This window comes from Spartinivicinus poritis (genome assembly GCF_028858535.1).
Lineage (GTDB): Bacteria > Pseudomonadota > Gammaproteobacteria > Pseudomonadales > Zooshikellaceae > Spartinivicinus > Spartinivicinus poritis.
The window spans coordinates 247,981-267,713 of sequence record NZ_JAPMOU010000002.1; the positions used below are offsets into that span (position 1 = coordinate 247,981).

The 19,733-nt window shown below is 41.6% G+C and carries 17 protein-coding genes; 3 read left to right on the top strand and 14 right to left on the bottom strand.

Annotated features, from left to right (window positions below; translation table 11 throughout):
• Positions 1-3: 3 nt before the first annotated feature.
• Positions 4-873 (bottom strand): hypothetical protein, encoded by an 870-nt coding sequence (locus ORQ98_RS02590; RefSeq protein WP_274687218.1) that lies wholly within the window; start codon positions 871-873, stop codon positions 4-6.
• A gap of 205 nt (positions 874-1,078) precedes the next feature.
• Here ORQ98_RS02590 and ORQ98_RS02595 point away from each other — a divergent pair, with 205 nt between their 5' ends.
• Positions 1,079-1,771: a substrate-binding periplasmic protein gene (locus ORQ98_RS02595; RefSeq protein ID WP_274687219.1), complete on the top strand. Its 693-nt coding sequence runs from the start codon at positions 1,079-1,081 to the stop codon at positions 1,769-1,771.
• Positions 1,772-1,931: 160 nt separating this feature from the next.
• Here the strand turns inward: ORQ98_RS02595 and ORQ98_RS02600 are convergent, their stop codons facing one another.
• The gene (locus ORQ98_RS02600; protein ID WP_274687220.1) at positions 1,932-2,219 is read right to left on the bottom strand and encodes a hypothetical protein; all 288 of its coding nucleotides are present in this window, start codon (positions 2,217-2,219) and stop codon (positions 1,932-1,934) included.
• Between the two features lie 406 nt (positions 2,220-2,625).
• Between ORQ98_RS02600 and aceB the strand changes: the two genes are divergently transcribed.
• On the top strand, positions 2,626-4,230 hold the full coding sequence (gene aceB / locus ORQ98_RS02605) for a malate synthase A (RefSeq protein ID WP_274687221.1): 1,605 nt from the start codon (positions 2,626-2,628) through the stop codon (positions 4,228-4,230).
• Positions 4,231-4,321: 91 nt separating this feature from the next.
• Here the strand turns inward: aceB and ORQ98_RS02610 are convergent, their stop codons facing one another.
• A complete protein-coding gene (locus ORQ98_RS02610) occupies positions 4,322-5,260 on the bottom strand; it encodes a LysR family transcriptional regulator (RefSeq protein ID WP_274687222.1) in 939 nt (312 codons plus the stop codon).
• A gap of 233 nt (positions 5,261-5,493) precedes the next feature.
• Here ORQ98_RS02610 and aceA point away from each other — a divergent pair, with 233 nt between their 5' ends.
• The gene (aceA, locus tag ORQ98_RS02615; RefSeq protein ID WP_274687223.1) at positions 5,494-6,801 is read left to right on the top strand and encodes an isocitrate lyase; all 1,308 of its coding nucleotides are present in this window, start codon (positions 5,494-5,496) and stop codon (positions 6,799-6,801) included.
• 99 nt (positions 6,802-6,900) lie between these two features.
• On the opposite strand, the gene ORQ98_RS02620 is transcribed toward aceA, so the two are convergent.
• From ORQ98_RS02620 to ORQ98_RS02670, 11 genes are all read right to left on the bottom strand, one after another.
• A complete protein-coding gene (locus ORQ98_RS02620; RefSeq protein WP_274687224.1) occupies positions 6,901-8,622 on the bottom strand; it encodes a methyl-accepting chemotaxis protein in 1,722 nt (573 codons plus the stop codon).
• Positions 8,623-8,665: 43 nt separating this feature from the next.
• Positions 8,666-9,424 (bottom strand): c-type heme family protein, encoded by a 759-nt coding sequence (locus ORQ98_RS02625; protein ID WP_274687225.1) that lies wholly within the window; start codon positions 9,422-9,424, stop codon positions 8,666-8,668.
• Positions 9,425-9,635: 211 nt separating this feature from the next.
• Positions 9,636-10,586 (bottom strand): DMT family transporter, encoded by a 951-nt coding sequence (locus tag ORQ98_RS02630; RefSeq protein WP_274687226.1) that lies wholly within the window; start codon positions 10,584-10,586, stop codon positions 9,636-9,638.
• A gap of 291 nt (positions 10,587-10,877) precedes the next feature.
• Positions 10,878-12,053 carry a response regulator gene (locus ORQ98_RS02635; protein WP_274687227.1) on the bottom strand — a complete coding sequence of 392 codons (1,176 nt, stop codon included), beginning with the start codon at positions 12,051-12,053 and terminating at the stop codon, positions 10,878-10,880.
• A gap of 214 nt (positions 12,054-12,267) precedes the next feature.
• Complete coding sequence (locus ORQ98_RS02640) at positions 12,268-13,653, bottom strand: FAD-dependent oxidoreductase (protein ID WP_274687228.1); 1,386 nt, start codon at positions 13,651-13,653, stop codon at positions 12,268-12,270.
• Between the two features lie 69 nt (positions 13,654-13,722).
• A complete protein-coding gene (gene kynU / locus ORQ98_RS02645) occupies positions 13,723-15,081 on the bottom strand; it encodes a kynureninase (protein WP_274687229.1) in 1,359 nt (452 codons plus the stop codon).
• A gap of 183 nt (positions 15,082-15,264) precedes the next feature.
• Entirely contained in the window at positions 15,265-16,092 is an 828-nt protein-coding gene (locus ORQ98_RS02650) for a cyclase family protein (RefSeq protein WP_274687230.1), read from the bottom strand.
• Positions 16,089-17,102, bottom strand: a complete 1,014-nt coding sequence (locus tag ORQ98_RS02655) for an amidohydrolase family protein (RefSeq protein WP_274687231.1) — start codon at positions 17,100-17,102, stop codon at positions 16,089-16,091. The genes ORQ98_RS02650 and ORQ98_RS02655 overlap by 4 nt, the downstream gene beginning before the upstream one ends.
• A gap of 12 nt (positions 17,103-17,114) precedes the next feature.
• A complete protein-coding gene (locus ORQ98_RS02660; protein WP_274687232.1) occupies positions 17,115-17,633 on the bottom strand; it encodes a 3-hydroxyanthranilate 3,4-dioxygenase in 519 nt (172 codons plus the stop codon).
• Between the two features lie 34 nt (positions 17,634-17,667).
• Positions 17,668-18,084: a RidA family protein gene (locus ORQ98_RS02665; protein WP_274687233.1), complete on the bottom strand. Its 417-nt coding sequence runs from the start codon at positions 18,082-18,084 to the stop codon at positions 17,668-17,670.
• 121 nt (positions 18,085-18,205) lie between these two features.
• Entirely contained in the window at positions 18,206-19,645 is a 1,440-nt protein-coding gene (locus ORQ98_RS02670) for an aldehyde dehydrogenase (RefSeq protein WP_274687234.1), read from the bottom strand.
• Positions 19,646-19,733 lie beyond the last annotated feature (88 nt).

A 19,733-nucleotide genomic window follows, 5' to 3' on the forward strand; every position in this document is an offset into this window, starting at 1 on the left:
TATTTATTTAGCTTTCATCCAGTATTTGTCATCTATAGCACGAGTTTCATCACTTAAATGGGGGTTATCAATAGTAAACACCGTGCGCTGATCCATTTTTACTTTTTCAAAGGTACTTTTAACAAGTGGGTCACTCTCAAAGTATTTAATAAATGAACCGTCATCATACGCTTTTTTAAAGCCATTATTTAAAGCATCAACTAATGGTTTATGCTTATCTGTAGGAGACACAAAGAAAAACATAGGGAACTTATAAACCACCATTAATTTATCGTCTACCATCAACTCAGGTAATTTATTTACTCGACTGGCTACTTCGCTATATGGCTCAATAACCGCACGGGGAAATAATGGGGCACGACCACCATTAACTTGCTTAAAAATACTTTCAAAGCTGGAGATCTCTTTTACTTTAAAACCACCTGACCTGAGCACGTCCACATCAGCCCAACCTTGACCCTGAACCATCGTCAGTTTATCTAAATCTGCCTTGGTTTTGATATCACCCAGTGTAGCTGCAGTCGTTTTATTCGTAATAAATATACGGTGACCGAGTAAACCACGAAAGACTGGAAAGCGAATGGGAACCAGTTTATCTTCTATTTCTTTACTGGCACCTAACCAGTCGACACTCAACTCACCTTTTTTAAGTAAATCAACTTTTCGGTCCTGGGCATTCACTACTGACCGATAGGGTTTCATATTGGCAGTTTCACCAGACTTTTCTACTAAAAAGACGATTAACCGGCTGGCATAGGCATCTAAGTCAGAGCCTTTTCGTAATATCGGGTGGACAATATCAATTGCAGCAAATACGCTGGAAGAGCCTACCAGATACGCCAGAGCAAGGATAAAAATAGACTTGAGTTTCATTTTTACTTCTCTTCTTGTTACTGCTTGATGAAAGGTCACTAAAATTTCATACTAAGCCTAGTGCAAGACGACAAAAAATTCCAAATTCCAGACTAAATTGCCAAATAGTGTGAGAGGAAATAACTAACCCTTTAACCTGCTATACTTATTTTATTCATCCTGCATTCAAACATTTAACATTAAAAGACTAAAGGCCTGCCTGCTCTTGCGTTATGTCGCTGGTTTATTTTTATTACTCATTTTAAAAAGCCACCCAGCCTACTCAAATCAAACATTAGTATTTGTTGCATTAGGTGAAGGCCCTAAGTATGTGCTTCAGGAAGCCTATCGCCGGCTTAATTTGAGTATCACAATAGAACTCATGCCCGCTGGTGAACGAGCATTGTGGATAGCCAATCAAGGCATAGTGGATGGCGATTTAATAAGAATCGCTAATATTCAAGCACGGTATCCTAACTTACTGATGGTACCTACGCCTGTTTACTATATTGAGCAAATGGTTTTTAGTAAGCAACAAGACTTTCCTGTTCAAGGCTGGAATAGCCTACGTCCTTACAATATTGGCATTCTAATCGGGATGAAAATAGTAGAGGATGGAACCAAAGGCATGACTACTATTGGAGCCACTTCTTATGAGCAGCTAATGCAGTTAGTTAACTTAAACCGAGTAGACATTGGCATATTACCACGCATTAATATCTTAATGGAAATGAAGCGGATGCAGCGAAGCAAGCTGAAAATACTGGAGCCTCCTGTTGCTGTTACGCCGTTATATCACTATCTACATAAAAAGCATCATACACTCGTGCCAAAACTGAATCAGGTGTTACAAGCAATGGAACAGGAAGGGATAATCAAAAAATTGATTAATCAGTTTTTTGTAGAAGCAACCCAGTAAGTACACTCAAAACTAAAGTAGTCATTTTTACCACCAGACCGGGATTAACAATGGGATGGTAAGCAGGAATGACCAGCTGCCCTCCCTTCTCCTGATGAATCAAAGCCCATCAGACTAACCATAATCTACCGTATAGCCTGACAAGCCACACTTTCTACGACTACTGTCCTTGCCTGGACTGATCCACATAATACAGCGCTTTATTAGCATGCTTGATACATGACTGAAACTTTTCAACTGCCTGAGCCGTTTTTGCTAAAGAAAGCAGCCCTACTGCTTTAGAATAGCTTAAGGTACCTGCAAATCCCTCCGCTTTAGCTATATCCATTCGTTCCCAAGTAGTGTTAACTAATGAGGCACATTGTTGACGGTCATTATGCCGTGCAGAACAACTGGCAAGAAAGACTGATATGAGTAAAATAATGGCAACAACTGACTTATTTTTCATAGAATTCGCTATTGATTGACCAAACTGAGTTGAAGGACTTTTATACTATAGATAGAGTACAGTGTTCAGGCCCTTTGGTCAGTTTGTTCGCTTATCATTATATTTTCAACCATCATTTCCAGATTTACTCCTATATTGTTTAATCAGTCAAATCATTAGTGGTTTTGGATAGGCTAAATAGCGCAAAGGGGGATCATTGGTCTACTATAACCGACTCATAAGTCAGAAAAATACCGAATATATTGTTTTTAGTCTTCGATTTAACCAACCTTTCATTGACTTTACTGTTGGTTGACCGCACACTTTTTGGCATCAAATAACAGCAAAAAAGCCTACTATCTATTTATTATCTAGTAGTGTCTATGTAATCAGCATTGGAAGCTTAATAAAGGTTAAGGTGTAACTCATGACAACCCCCACTTCAATTGCCGAATTGTCTATTCACGCTGAGCTGACATCGGCTTATAAAACGATTTTTACTGATGAAGCCATGGCATTTATTACTGAGCTGGTTAAAGAGTTTCAACCTCAGCTCAATAATTTATTAGCTGAACGGGAACAACACCAATCGAGCTTTGATAAAGGGGTACTTCCCAATTTTTTAGTGGATACGGCTGAGATTCGTAACAGCGACTGGAAAATTGCTGGCATACCTGCTGATTTACAAGACCGCCGGGTTGAAATCACTGGGCCGGTTGATCGTAAAATGATTATCAATGCACTGAATGCCAATGTTAAAGTGTTTATGGCAGACTTTGAAGATTCTCAGTCTCCTAGTTGGGAGGGGATTGCTCAAGGCCAGGTTAACCTGCGTGACGCCAATATTGGTACTATAGAATACACCCATCCTACCACAGGTAAAGAATATCGACTCAATGATAACCCTGCTGTTTTAATTTGCCGGGTACGTGGCTTGCATTTACCTGAAAAACATATCACTTACCAAAATACGCCCATTCCTGGCTGTTTATTAGATTTTGGCTTGTATTTTTATCATAACTATAAGACGCGTTTAGCTAAAGGCTCTGGCGTTTATTACTATATTCCCAAACTGCAAAGTCATCAGGAAGCTGCTTGGTGGTCTCAAGTCTTTAAGTTTACAGAACAAAAATTCAAACTTGACTCAGGCACGATCAAAGCCACAGTATTAATTGAAACCTTACCTGCCGTCTTTGAAATGGACGAAATTTTATTTGCCTTGAAAGAACATATTGTGGGCTTAAACTGTGGTCGCTGGGATTATATTTTTAGTTATATTAAGACCCTGAAAAACCACTCAGACCGGGTATTACCTGATCGCCAGCAAGTCACCATGAATCAACCTTTCTTAAGTGCTTACTCGCGATTATTAATTAAAACTTGTCATAAACGTGGCGCAATGGCCATGGGTGGTATGGCGGCCTTTATACCCAGCAAAGACCCCGCAACCAATGAACAGGTGATGGAAAAAGTAACTGCGGATAAAACCCTGGAAGCCAGCAATGGTCATGATGGCACTTGGGTAGCTCATCCTGGCCTTGCTGATACGGCTCTGGCTGTCTTTGGTCAGCATATACCAGCAGATAAACCCAATCAGCTCCATGTCATGCGAGAAGAAGATACACCAATAACTGCAACAGACTTACTGGCCCCCTGCCCTGGCGAGCGTACTGAACAAGGCATGCGAAGTAATATTCGAGTGTCATTACAATATATTGAAGCCTGGATTAACGGTAACGGTTGTGTCCCTATTTATGGGCTAATGGAAGATGCTGCCACCGCTGAAATTTCTCGAACCTCGATTTGGCAATGGATTAAACATGAAAAAGCCTTGGATAATGGCCAAATAGTCACTAAAGCGTTATTTAGGGAAATGCTTGATCAGGAGGCCACTGTTGTACAACAGGAGGTGGGTGAAGTGCGCTGGCAACAAGGTCGGTTTGAAGAAGCCAAAACGATTTTGGATCAAATTACCACCAGTGATGAGCTGGTCGAGTTTCTAACATTACCTGCTTATGGGTATTTACCTTAATTATTGAGGCTTAAGGGCTACATAATCGATATCGTTTATGTAGCCCTATTGCTTGGCGCAGTTCTGAATAAAATAAAATTTGAGAAACCTTTTACTTCACCCTGCCCGCCACTTCGACAATTAACCGCCGTAACCACTGGTGCGCCGAGTTATGTTGTAATAAAGGACTCCAAGCCATTTTTAGTTCAAAGGGCGCAATATCAAAGGGTGGCTGCTTAATGACAAGTTGATTATTTTTTTGCTGCAACAATGCAGCTCGTGTCGGTAAGGTTGCCACTAAATCTTTTTCCTGAGCTAATAAGGTGGCAACTTGATAGTGCCGGGTAAACACACTGATATTGCGTTTTTTACCCAGTTTAGCCAATGCTTCATCGACCCAGCCCAATCGTTGTACATCTTGTGGGGTAATACCAACCCCAACCCCCATACCCGTTTTACTCACCCAGATATGTTGTGCCTGTAAATAGTTGGCTAAAGTAAAGTCTGCTAAGATAGGGTTTTCGACACTGATCAAGCAAGAGAAGGTATCTCGCCAAATCGTGGTTTGATGAAAAGATTGGGGCATGTCATCAAACCGATTGATTGCCATATCCACTCGCCCCTGCTCTACATCTAAAAAGCTCACATCACTGGGGGTGAGTACATCTAAAATGACCGTGGGTGCTTCATGTCGCAAGCGTTTTAATACAGCAGGGATAAGTGTAGACTCCGCATAGTCACTGGCCATAATTCGGAAAACCCGATCACTGTGCTGAGCATCAAAGGCTTTTTGTGGCTGTAGAGCCTGTTCTATTTTAGCCAACACATCCCGTACGATAGGCTGTAAGTCCTGAGCCCTTTCAGTGGCAGTCATACCCTCGCTGGTGCGAATCAGCAGTGGGTCATCAAACAACTCCCGTAACCGTCTTAAGCCGTTACTCATCGCTGGCTGGGTAATCCCCAAATGCGCTGCTGCTTTAGTGACATTACGCTCTCTGAGTAGTACATCGAGATAAACTAATAAGTTTAAATCCACTCTCGCTATATTCATTTTAAAAATACCGAAGATAAAAACTATAAACTTCCTAAATCATCTCACAATTCCTAGTATCTGTTCTAGCCTAAATATTTCATCAGATTACATCGTCTTTGATATCCAGTGAAATATTCAAGCTATCGCTTGTGCATGCACTACACTTGGCTAATCCAGCCCAATAAATACAAGATTGAAAAATAAACTTGGCGTAGCAACTACATCCTAACCAGTCCACAGGAGTCAAGGTAATGACTAGCTACAACCGTACTGAAGCAATCGCCCATATCGAGCAAGATTGGCAGCATAATCCCCGTTGGCAACAGGTAAAACGAGAATATACCGCAGCGGATGTGGTGCGTTTAAGAGGTTCACTAAAAATAGATTACACCTTTGCTAAACAAGGGGCTGAAAAATTATGGCAACTAATTCATGATCAATCAGGTAAAGGTTTTGTCAACAGTTTAGGGGCTTTAACTGGTGGTCAGGCGGTCCAGCAGGTAAAGGCTGGAGTCAGAGCGATTTATTTATCCGGCTGGCAAGTGGCAGCTGATAATAATACCGCACTGACCATGTATCCAGATCAATCCCTTTATCCGGTTAATTCTGTTCCTCATGTTATTGAGCGAATTAATAACGCTTTTTTACGGGCCGATCAAATTCAGTGGCAAAAAAATATCTCTCCTGATGACCCTGCTTATATTGATTATTTTGCGCCGATTGTTGCTGATGCCGAAGCGGGGTTTGGTGGTGTATTAAATGCCTATGAACTGACAATGGCGATGATTAAAGCGGGTGCGTCTGGTGTACATTTTGAGGACCAGTTAGCCGCTGTTAAAAAATGTGGTCATATGGGTGGGAAAGTATTAGTACCCACTCGTGAAGCCATTCAAAAGTTGACGGCAGCTCGATTAGCAGCAGATGTAGCTGGTACCCCCACCTTAATTATTGCTCGTACAGATGCAAACGCAGCTGACCTTATCACCTCCAATATAGATGAATATGACGCGCCATTTATTATTAATGAGCGCACTAAAGAAGGCTTCTATCAAACCAAAGCCGGTATTGATCAAGCCATTGCCAGAGGGCAAGCTTACGCTCCTTATGCAGACTTATTATGGTGTGAAACGGCCACGCCAGACTTAAAAGAAGCCAAACAATTTGCTGAAGCGATCCGCGATAAATATCCTGATCAACTACTGGCTTATAATTGCTCACCCAGTTTTAATTGGAAAAAACATTTAGATGACGCCACTATTGCAAAATTCCAACGGGAATTATCAGCCATGGGCTATAAATTCCAATTTATCACCTTAGCGGGTATCCACTCGATGTGGCATGGTATGTTTGATTTAGCCCATGATTATGCCCGTAATGATATGGCCGCTTATGTAAAATTACAGGAAAAAGAATTTGCTGATGCTGAACGGGGTTACAGCTTTGTTGCCCACCAGCAAGAAGTCGGTACTGGCTATTTTGATGACATGACGAATGTTATCCAAGGCGGGGAATCTTCCGTTACCGCATTAACTGGGTCTACTGAAGAAGCACAGTTTTAATTCTAATACTCCTCGCGAATGATTTTTATACCACTTTGACGAGTAAAAATGATTCGTGATGGGTATAAAAAAACGCCTAGTGGTGCATAACCACTAGGCTCATACCTGAAACTGGTTCACTAATTTTGCCAGTTGATTAGACAGTGTTTGTTGCTTATTACAAGCATCCGTTGTCTGTTGAGCATTTTGTGAGGTTTGTGCTGAAACGTCACGAATATTCGTAATATTTTTGTTAATTTCGTCTGTTACGGCCGCTTGTTCTTCAGCTGCTGTTGCAATTTGTGAGTTAAGGTTATTAATTTGTTCCACCGCCTGGGTAATGACTTCTAGCGAATCACCTGCCTTCATAGCCTGAGCGACTCCATCAGTGGCTCTATCTTTTCCTTCTTGCATGACAAGAACGGTTTTTTCAATACCGTCTTGTAATCGCTCAATCGTCGTTCTAATTTCCTGGGTGGACTCTTGAGTACGCTGCGCCAAGGTTCTTACTTCGTCTGCTACGACAGCAAACCCCCGACCTGCTTCACCTGCACGGGCTGCTTCAATAGCAGCATTTAATGCCAATAAATTGGTTTGTTCCGATACACCACGAATAACGTCTAACACTGTGCCAATGCTAGCGCTTTCTTTTGACACATGATTAATTGCCTCACCCGCGTTATCAACTTTTTCTGACAGGGATTCAATGACTTTTATTGTTTGCTCCACTACATCATGGCCACTGGCAGCCGCATCACTGGCATTAGATGCCGCATCTGCAGCATGGGCTGCATTAGAGGCAACCTGTTGCACAGTAATCGACATTTGATTAATTGCCGTAGCGACCTGATCAGTGGCTAACTGTTGTTGGGACACACTGGTATTGGTTTCCTGCATTATTGTAGTGGTTTTTTCTATTGCTTTATTTAAATCCAGGCAAGCAGTGCTGACTTTTGAAACAATACTTTGAAATTGGGCCATCATTTTATTAAATGCCTGACCTGTTAACCCCAGCTCATCTTTGCTGCTAACATTCACTCGATGAGTCAGATCAGACTCGCTTTCTACATGCTCAACTGCACCACGCAATGATTCTATAGGCGCACAAATTGCGCGGCGTAAAGTCACACTAAAAATAGCACAGAGTATTACGACACCCACGAGTATCCCTATTGACACCTTCTGCAGCTGCTCATTACTACTCACTACCTCATTTGCAGCTTCTCTTACGCTTTCACCCGACTGGGTGACCGCAGCGCCCGCTTGTTCAACTTTTTCACCAATTACATTGGTTTCTTGCTGAACCTGCTGTCGTAAGCCAATCAGAATTTGATCTACTTTGCCGCTGCTTTCTCGTACCTTAGTAACAAAGGAATTACCCAATACCCGGTTGTTATCAACATAAGCATCCACTGCCTCAATCATCTGTTCATAAAGTTTATCCACTTCTGCGTTAATATTTTTAACGACATCAGGGTGTTTAACCCCTATTTGTTGAAGCTGTCCAGCCAATTTTTCCTTTGCCTCTTCAGCATTACTCTCTGACTCATTCAACCAACTCACTGATAAGTCATAAAGCCAAAAACGCATATCAGCAAAACTTTTCATTGCCCCATTCACCAGCTTAAGCTCATCAATATTTGTTTTTTGCTGAGCCAGCAGATTATTTTGTTCTGCAACAAATTGAAATTGTTGATCAACACTTTCGCTTTGTTTTGAGATAATTTCTGCATCATGGCCAATCACTATCGATAGATAAGCGATAGCAAATGCCACCGTTACTGCAAAGATAACGCTGGTCAGCATAATCTTAGTGGCAATAGTTAAAGTGAACCCTCTCATCGTTAAAGCCATTTAGCTTTTTTGTCGCTACTCATCATTTCATTTACTCATAAATAATTAAACTGATTGCTCCACCAAGTTCTCCAAGCTTACCTCCTTCTTTTTTCCCGCCAGTAATGTCTTTTTCACCTTTAGGCTCACCATGGCAGCCTAAGCAAGATTCTGAATAATACTCAGGTAAGATATAACGAAAAGCAGATTTACCTTTTACTGATGCTTTTTCAAAAAAAGGTTTACCTTTTTCATAGTCAGTACTACGAAACTTTTTCTCTATGACCTGATGTTCCCATTTATCAGGACGATTAGCACGATTACGTACGTAGTTTTTTGGTGCGGTGAGCTTTATCTTTAATTTCCCTTCCATCTTATGACTGAATTTTTCAGCAACCTGACGAGCAAAAATAGCAGGCAAAAATCCTTTAAAACCAACACCTTTCTCATTAATCCAATCTTGAGACTCTGTCATTACCTCATTGACCGCATCCAACATTGCTTGTTTGGCACCATTTTTATCTTGGTTTAAATCAAGTTCATTTCCAGCTGCTGCTTGGTAGTTTTCTTTGGCTTTTTCAATCACCACCGTACCAGATAATCCTTTATCACCTTTTTCTGCATCATTAATTAAAGCTTGATTAACAGAAATCACTTTCCGAGCAGAACGAAATAAGGTAGTTAATTCGCCACTGACCATGACCTCTTCTTCACTTGCTTGAATATTAGTACTAACTGTGGAGGCTAATATAGCCAAGCAAAGTAAATAGTAAAAATTATGAGTTAAACTCACGGAAATTGAATATTTCATTCAGGAAACCCTCACGACAACAGTGATAATAGCTAATGACACTAATGCTAATTCTACTTTATATTCTAGCCTGAATATCTCATCAAACCACAGAAAACCTCTATATAGCCTATTAAAATCTGTGGTATTTAAAATTTTTTAGCTGTTATAATTAGCTGCCTAATTCTATTTTTCGATTTTCTGATAAAGCATTCTGACCAACCAAACTAACTCATGAATTTTCGCTTTTTTGTAAGCCTAACCAGGCGATGCCACTCATCACTAATGCCATACCGATAGCATGATAAAAAGTAAAAGATTCGTTTAATATCACTATTGCTAAAAAAGCTGTAATAACAGGTCCCAAGGTGGAAACTAATGATGTTTGCTCAGCACCTAGACGTGCAATTGCTTCGCTAACGAAAAATGAAGGCAATACAGTGCTAATGAAAGCAATCATCGCAGCAATACTAAGCACTGGCATACTGACCAAAAAATCAGATAATTGGTGGGTTAATAAAAAATGAATAACTATTGCCAAGCTCGCAGCCCCCATGGCAATACAGGTAAACATCCTGCTACCTATATTCAATACTCGCTGCCTGCTAAACAATATGTAACACGCAAATGCGATTGCACTGGCAAAAATGTAAATCCCCCCAGCTAAAGTGTCATGCTTGGAAACCTTAAAGTCATGACTGAATATCAATAGTACGCCTAAATAGGTAACTATAAATACCCCTATAGTTTTACTATTAATCGGCTTTTTATAAATAATTCGACTCAAAATAACAACGATAGTTGGAAAAATAAATAAAATGATCCGCTCCAATTGCGCTGAAACCATCGTTAAACCCACTAAATCTAAATAGCTGGCCAGATAATATCCTAGTAAACCCACTAAGATACAAGGCCATAGTTCTGCTTTTAATGGTGATAACGGAACTTGTTTAGCCATTAGCAGCCAGCAGCCAATCACTAAATAAAAAGGGAGGGAAAACAACATCCTTAATGTCATTAAAACAACACTATCAACACCATATTGATAAGCCAGCTTGACAAAAATAGGCTTAATAGAAAAGAGTACGGTAGCCAAAATGGCCAAGCCAAAACCCATAAATTGATGACTGGCAACTAAACGATTGTCTGATTTTTTTGGTTGCACCCGTTTTACTACACCCACTTACTTCTCCTTACTCAGATTAGTTTTGGCTGCGGTGTATCGGGCTAAAAGTCGATTAAAATGAGCTTAATAACAAGGCCGCGATGAACCGCAGCCGAGAAAAATTTACTAGTTTTTAACTGAAGTCGCACTCGGCTGCTAGTAGAAACCGAGTCGCCAGAGTACCTGTTGATCAATAATAACAAAAGACATATGAAAAAAATGATTATTGCTTAAAACATGATTGCCAATATAACGAGGCCAAAACTAAAAAGCAATGAGTTATCAGCAACTGTCTCTTATTGCCACTATTTATTTAATAACAAACACAATTGCGGCGGCAGCAATGCCAATCCCTGCTGCTAACCCAAACAATAAATTCAGGCGGCTGGAAAGGGATTGCATACTGGCATTGATTTCATCTGTGACTTGTTCCCGTTGGGTCTCCTGAGAAGCTGAGCGGGTATCCAATAGCTGTTGAGTCACTTGAGTAGCTTGTTCTTTGGCTAATTGCTGAGCGGAGTTAGTAGCTTCCTGGGCGATTCTGCTTGATTCTTGAGTGGCTTCCACTTTAGCAGCTTGTTTAATTTCGTTTAATTGTTCAGGGGTTAGTGTCGCAGGAGTAGTTGTTGCCAGTTTTTCCTGTAGCTGGGTGATGTCTGCAGAAAGGGGGGCAAGTAGTTGTTGAAATTTGGCTTCAGCTTCAGCCTCCGCTTCCTGGCCAGAAAAGCGTTCTAACTGGGCCTCCACAGAGCTCTGCACCTCAGCCATAATGTTGGATCGCTCTGTTACAAGCGCTTCATCTATTAATTGTTGGCAGGCCACTTTGGTTTCTGCCAATGCCGTGCTTAATAGTTCTGAACCTGCACGGCTTATGTAATCAGGCAACTGTTTTTCTAGTTGAGTTGTTAATTGAGTGGTTAGCTGAGCTTGTAATTGTGACTGAACGTGCTCTTGAACCAAAGGTGTCATAGTCGCTTGGATCGCTTTTGCTACAGCAGCTTCCACAGCATTTTGTACCAGTGCTTCAATCTGCCCGACTCCCACTGGCGTTGGCTCACCCGACGGAGCCGCAGCTGGTTCAGCCTCTGCAGCCGAGGGCTCAGGCATTAATGCAACTAACTGCTCTAACGAGTCCAGAATTTCGGCAATTTGCTTCAGTGTTGCTGGTTTGGGCAGTACCCCAACAGCGCCATAAGACTTAGCTTCTGCTGCATACTCATCACCATCTTTTGAAGTACACATCACGACAGGTATACCAGCCCATTCTGGGTTATTTTTAATTGCCTGAGTTGCTTCTAAGCCATCCATGCCTGGCATCATGTGGTCCATAAAGATGACATCGGGTTGACTGTCACCTAATGACTCAAGGGCTTGCTCACCAGATTCAGCAAATGCAACGGAGACATCCATTTTTTCTAGCATTTTGCGCAGCGAATAGCGAGCAGACTTGGAATCATCAACGACAAGAGCACTTGATATGGCCATGTATTTCCCCCTGGTGTTGAGGCCTCCGCTTTAAGTGCTGATTAACCAAAGCAGCAATCCTGTGAATACCATCAATTAGTATAAAACAGCTCCACTTTAGCGGTACCCTTAAAACGGTAATTCTAGTTTATCGGCATTGATTGGGCCATTAAGATATATAATAGGCAGAAAAGTGTCATTAAAAATTCTATTTTGTTAACCACTGCTAACTAATTTATCCATCAGTTGTCCTATTTATATCGCCTATCTTATTAAGCTGACTACGCACCAAGTGATCCGCTAATACCCAATCCAGTTCATCAATATGACTGATACCTTGCGCCAACTGATCAAGAATTGCTTCGTTAATTCTTCCTCGCCGCTGAGCATTCACATAGGGTATTCGATGAAACATCACCATAGAATAACGCGGGATGAAATGATTGGGATACTCCTGTTCCAACCGAAACCCAATGGCTTTCTTTAGTAGAAAATGTGGATCTAATACGGAATCACGCATTTCAACATAGTTTTCAATTGCCATGTCAGCAATTGCATTACCATTTAAAAAACGTCGAGCGTTGTATTCTATTAAACAGTCTGACCAATTATTGAATTGGTTAACACAACTAGCCAGTGCGGCACAATCTTCAAAGCCACAGTTCATCCCCTGCCCATGAAAAGGCACAATAGCATGTGCAGCATCGCCAATGAGTACGCCTTTATCTTGAAAATGCCATGGTGCACAACGAACAGTACCTAAGTGTCCTGTTGGGTTAGAAAAAAAGTCTTCACATAGAGCAGGTAACAGAGGCAACGCATCAGGAAATTGCTCAGCAAAAAAACACTGCACTTTTTCTGAGCTATTTAATGTAGCAAAGCTATTAGGCCCTTCATTTGGTAAAAACAACGTAACAGTAAAGCTACCATCTTGGTTAGGTAAGGCAATCATCATATAACCGCCTCTAGGCCAGATGTGAAGTGCCTCTGCTGTCAATCGAAACTGACCACCAGGGCCTGCTGGAATGGTTAGCTCTTTGTAACTATGTCCTAACGGTTGATATTCATCATGCCCCGTACAACGATCAATCAACGCTTGTCGTATAACAGAGCCAGCTCCATCCGCCCCAATTAAACGGTCAAACCTAATACACTGGTCGGCTTTAGTTTGCATAGAACGGATAACGATTTGATTGCTATCCCAGTCTACCTGTTGGCATTGGTAATTAAAATGCAAACTAACCTTGCCCGTTGCTTCTGCTGTATTTAATAGCAGCCGGTTTAATTCAGCCCGAGAAATAGAATAAATCACTTCATGGGGTTGTTGGCCATAAGCTTGAAACTGGGTGTTACCATTTGGGTGGTGAACCATCCGGCCCGCCATTGGAATCATCAATTGCTTTACCTGATTCATCAGGCCTAGCTTAGCTAAGGCATCAATACCTCGGTTGGCAAGTGCCAGGTTTATCGAGCGACCAGCTGATAGGTTATGTTTACGTAAGTCAGCTCGTTTTTCATAAAGTGTCACCGTAAAACCTTGGTTAGCTAAAAACGTGGCCATCATGGCTCCAACTGGCCCGCCACCTATCACAACAACTGTTTCCTGATCGTTATTCATCATGGCCTGCTTTCCTTAAAATGGCCTATACCCTGCTTTCTATTACCTTTTACTCACCTATTTTTCTACAAGCTATCTTTCTACAAGCAAGTCCTGACTGGTATGTGTATTGGTGCTACCTTGCACAATAGCTTTTAATATTTGAACAAACTGATAAACATCAGCAAAACTGTTGTATAAAGGCACAGGTGCCACTCTAATAACATCAGGCTCACGCCAATCCGTTGTGACCCCTTTTGCTTCAAGCTGCTCTAAAAGCTGTTTTCCTGTTAATTGCTTAACATGACACTTTAGTGATAACTGACAGCCTCTTCTTATGGGGTGTTTGGGTGTAATGATACTAATAGCATCTGCTAGTTCACTTGCTAGTAAAAAAGCTAAATAACCCGTTAATTTTATCGATTTTTCCCGTAATGGTTTGATACCCCCTGCCATGGTAAATGTATCTAGAGAAGCACGAATAGCTGCTAACGATAAAATAGGAGGATTCGACAATTGCCAGCCTTCAGCTGTTGGAATGGGGTTAAACTGATTCGTCATCTCAAATCGACTGGTTTTATCATGCCCCCACCAGCCAGCGAATCGCTTTAACTCAGTATTTGTCACATGTTGTTGATGGATAAAACAGCCACCGACAGAGCCTGGTCCACTATTTAGATACTTATAGGAACACCAACAGGCGAAATCCACATTCCAATCATGCAGTTGTAATTCAATGTTGCCTGCCGCATGGGCTAAATCAACGCCCACTATAATCCCTTTACGATGGGCATGTTGAGTAATTACCTTTATATCAAGCACTTGCCCAGTATAATATTGCACTCCAGGTAGCAACATGAGCGCAATACTGTCACCTTCTGTTTCAATTAAGTTGAGTATATCCACCTCATCAAGCAATTCCTCTCCTGGTTTTGGTGACAGCAGTTGTACACCTTCTGCCTCTGAAATACCATGATGCGCTAACTGACTGATAACGGCATAATGGTCAGAGGGAAATGCATGTTCTTCGATTACTATTTTAAACCGCTGTGCCGTGGGGTTAAAAAAACTTACCATCATTAAGTGTAAATTCACTGTCAGTGAATTCATCATTACCACTTCACAGGGCTTAGCACCTACTAACGAAGCCATTTGCTCAGTCAGAAATTCATGATAAGGCAGCCACGGATAATTCCCTTGAAAGTGCCCTTTCACGCCTAGCTGCGCCCAATTAGTTAAGACATCATCCAAGTATTGCTGGGTAAGTTTGGGTTGTAGGCCAAGTGAGTTACCACAGAAGTAGTATTCTTCCTTACCCTCTACGGTGGTGGGAATATTGAACTGATGGCGCAACTCCCGCAAAGGGTCCTGACGATCTAATTGGTGAGCAAATGCTTCACCTGGTTGGTATTGTTGCTGCTGAACTTCACCCACATGATCCTCCGTAATCATTGTTTATTTTATCCTTCATATCAGCTCTTTGCAGGCTGTCGCAATAAAGTTAGCGGATATGAGGTAACAGGGTGTTCTGTAGCTAAGGCATAGATGCCTTTTTTATCTCTTGATGGGCCAAGGATGGCACTTCAAGAGCGGCGGAAGAATATCTTGTTACTCCATATCGGACACTAGACTTATCTATTCCCCTACTGACTCCAATGGTATTAATATCGGTCGGCTTGGTGCTGCATCAGAGATAAAAGCTGGTAATTGTAAATTCAATAAATAAAATCCATCCACCACCTCGTCAGGTACAAACACTAACTCACTGATAGTGTCGTAAAAATGACTAAGCGAATTAGCAACATGTTTACCTTCTGGCACTTGCCAAAACAGATGATGACAAGTGAGTTTGCCTTCATCATACATTTTGTCAACACTGGGAAAGTCAACCAGCAAGTGCTGTACCTGTCGTTTCAGCAAATATGCCATCGCATCAATAGAAAAAAAAGGAGGCTGATCATTGTGCCCATACACTCGTGTTTGTTTTTCGAGTGAATTAGGTAACGTTCGAATAACTAAGGCAGCTAACTGTTCATCAGGAATACCCACTAACCTGTCAGCCAGGCTAGTCTGATCAATAATATAATCAGAATTATCCAGCGGTGGCTGATAACGGTCAGGGCACTGGTCAGCTTTTTTTGGGGTTAGTGAAATAACCACAGTGGGAATAAAGCATGCTTTCAGTGTATTGGTCACTGACACTCGCTCATCCAGAATATGGCCAATACATTCCGTATGAGTGCCATTACAGTGGGGGTTGAGCTTTAGCTGCTCAACATTGCAACTACCACCACGCCGGGTGTCGCCGATAAATCCTGCAGCTTCAACTGCCTGACTGCTCGCCAAAGGTGCATTAAAATGATTAGGCTGAGGGCCAGTAAAATCTAAAGGAATAGCAATACTCACCGCTTGATCATACAACACCTGATAGGTTTTATTGGACAGCGTTAAATTGAGCTTCATCCAATAAACCTCGCTGCCGGAATATTCAACCACTCTAAAGCGGTACCATGCAGCAGTCTTGCTCGGGTTTCTTCAGGTAAATCCATTTGCCTAATTAATTGGCCTGGCTCTAACTCCCCTAGGGGAAATGGATAATCAGATCCCAATGCGATTTGTTCTGGCCCCATTAGCTTGAGCAAATAATCCAGCATCAAAGGATCATGCACCAGTGAGTCGACATAAATTTTATCCAGGTATTGTCGTGGATTAGCAGGGTTGTCTACAGCACATAAATCTGGTCGAACCTTAAAGCCATGTTCAATCCGGCCAATCGTAGCAGGAAAAGCACCACCACCATGGGCAAATGCTACACGTAACCCAGGATAACGCTCAAATACTCCCCCCATTAACATAGAGCAAATAGCTAAGGACGTTTCTGCAGGCATTCCCACCAGCCAGGGTAGCCAATAATCAGGCATTTTTTCTTTGCCCAGCATATCCCAAGGGTGAACAAAAATAGCAGCACCTAACGCCTCGGCCGCTTCCCAAATAGGATCAAGTTGTCGTGCATTTAAATTCCAGTCATTAATGTGAGAGCCAATTTGAATACCCACCAAGCCTAACTGTTTAGTCGCCCGTTCAAGTTCTTTTACTGCTAAGTGTGGCGCTTGCATAGGTACTGTGGCTAAACCAGTAAAACGCAGGGGGTAATCCGCCACTACCGCAGCTAAGTGATCATTAAGTAGCATGGATAAGTCTAATGTGTCTTGCGGTTTTGCCCAATAGCTGAACATAACAGGCACCGTCGATAACACCTGGACATGGACTCCATATTGACCACACTCGTCTTGTCGTATGGCTGGATCCCAGCAATTACTGGTGATTTCCCGAAAAAATTTATCCTCTTGCATCATCCGCGCACAACCACATTTATAGTGGTCTAAATGGATAAAGCCGCCATATCCATAGCGCTCTTTTAAATCAGGCCAGTTTTTCGGCAAAATGTGCGTGTGGATATCAATCGTGAGCATTAGAATGTCCTTTTACGCTGGCGCTGGCATGACTTCACCACATTGACTACAGGTCCGGTGCTGTTTAGAACCAAAGAATCGATCAAAAACAGGGGGAAAATCTTCTTCTATGTTTTTTAGAATAAAAAATTCTTCATACAACAAATGATTACAATGATCACAATACCACTGCAAGCCGTCTTTTTCTTCTTGGGTGCGTCGTCGCTCAATAACCAGGCCAACCGTATCAGCAAATCGATGGGGTGAATGGGGTACTTTAGGCGGTAGCAAAAAAACTTCACCTTGTTTGATAGGAATATCAACCACCTTTCCTTTCTGAATGGTTTTCAATAACATATCACCCTCAACCTGATAAAAAAACTCAGGCCCCTCATCAACATGATAATCTTTTCGACTATTAGGTCCTCCCACCACCATAATAAAAAAGCCTTGCTCTTCGAATACTAATTTATTACAGACAGGTGGTTTCAAATATATTCGATGTTCATCAATCCATTGTTGTAAGTTAATTGGAGGGGTTAGCAGGCTCACGATATAATTCCTTTTTTCGTATTATTTAACGGTTTTAATCAAGGGTAGCAATGCATTTTAATTCAATAGCAATGGGTGTGGGTAAACAGTTAACTTCACAGGTAGTACGGCAAGGTTGGTTAGTTTTAAAATAGTCACCATAAATACGATTAAATATTGGAAAGTCACTTTTCATGTTGGTTAGAAAAACAGTTACATCAACCAGTTTTTCCCAAGATGAACCCGCTACTTCTAAAATAGTCCGCACATTTGCAAACACACTATGACATTGCTTTGCTATATCATAACGCACCACATTCTGGTATTCATCCAACGTCACACCTGGGATCGTTTGGCTACCTTTTTGACGAGGGCCTACACCAGATAAGAATAATAAACTCCCCACTCGTCGTGCGTGAGGATAAAGCCCAACAGGTTCTGGTGCTTGTTCCGCTTGAATAATCACTGACATAAAACTCCCTTTCTTTTACCCCTTGGCTGTGAGAATGTTGACGATTACCTAAAAATAATGAATTGAGGCAGGTATAAGTATGCATACGGAAACTGAAAAAGTCCGTTACTTAAGGACACCTCTAATATGGAATACAAATATTTTTAGGCTCGGTAAAAAAGCGGAGTGCTTCCCAACCCCCTTCTCTTCCTAATCCAGAGTTTTTCACACCGCCTAGTGGTGTTCTTAAATCTCTCAGCATCCAGCTATTCGCCCAAACAATACCCACATCTAACTGTTTGGCTAGCCGATGCAACCGGGTTAAATTTTCAGTCCAAATTGTGGCAGCTAAACCATATTCGGTGCCATTTGCTAAAGCGAGCGCCTCTGCTTCAGAATTAAATGGTTGAAGCGTGATAACCGGGCCAAAAATCTCTTCTTGATTAACCCGCGCGCCAATAGATAACCCCTCAATTACCGTAGGTTGAATAAAACAGCCTCCTTCACAACGTCCAGCCGGTACATACTGAGTACCACCACATAGTATGGTTCCCCCTTCCTGTTGGGCTAACTGGATATATGCAAGCACTTTTTCTTGATGCTCCTTAGAAATTAATGCACCAAGGTTTACTTCAGTGAGTGGATCACCTACTGTCAACGCTTGGATTTTTTCAACCAGGGATTGTTTAAATGATGGATAAATGGATTGCTCAATATAAATTCTGGAGCTACACATACACACTTGACCTTGATTGGCAAAGCTAGCACGAATGATGCCGTCTATGGTCTTGTCAAAATCACAATCAGCAAACACTAATGCTGGGTTTTTACCCCCCAATTCTAAGGAAAGTTTTTTAAATTGTGGTGCTGCTGAAGCAGCTATCATACTGCCTGTTTTGGTACCACCAGTAAATGAAATGGCTTTAATTTGAGAGTGCTCTGTTATAGCCTGACCTATTTTATTACCCTGACCATGAAGTATATTTAAGACCCCACTAGGCAAATCAATTTCAATACATAATTGACTGAGCAAATAAGCTGTTTTAGGGGCTAACTCTGATGGTTTAGCAATAACGCAGTTACCTGCAGCCAATGCTGGTGCTATTTTCCAAGTTAATAAATAAAGTGGAAGATTCCAGGGTGAAATACACCCTACTACACCAATGGGGTCTCGTAATGTGTAGTTAATAGCTTGGCTGCCCATGCTATGGGCTTCGGAAGCAAACTGGGAAATGGCTTGAGCAAAAAAACGAAAATTACTGGCTGCGCGGGGAATATCCAATGACTTTGCTAGCGCAATTGGCTTTCCAGTGTCTTCTGTTTCGGCAGCGGCTAATTGGTCTAGATTAGCTTCAATTTTATCCGCAAGTCGGTATAAATAGTGACTTCGGCCTTCAATACCTAGATCCTCCCAAGTTGGCTGAGCATCCGTTGCAGCTGTAATAGCCGTATTTAACTGGGTGAGGTTACTATTTGGTAATAAACTATAGACTTCACCGGTTGCAGGATTAATATTATTTAAATAACTATCCGTATTTTCATTGGTTATCTGACCATTAATGTAATTAGCAAATGTATCCATTGGTAAACCTTTCCTTAGTGTTACTCCATGCTAGCTAAACTGCTATTGATTGTTTCCCTCTGCTAGTAAGCACAACAGTTTTAGCACA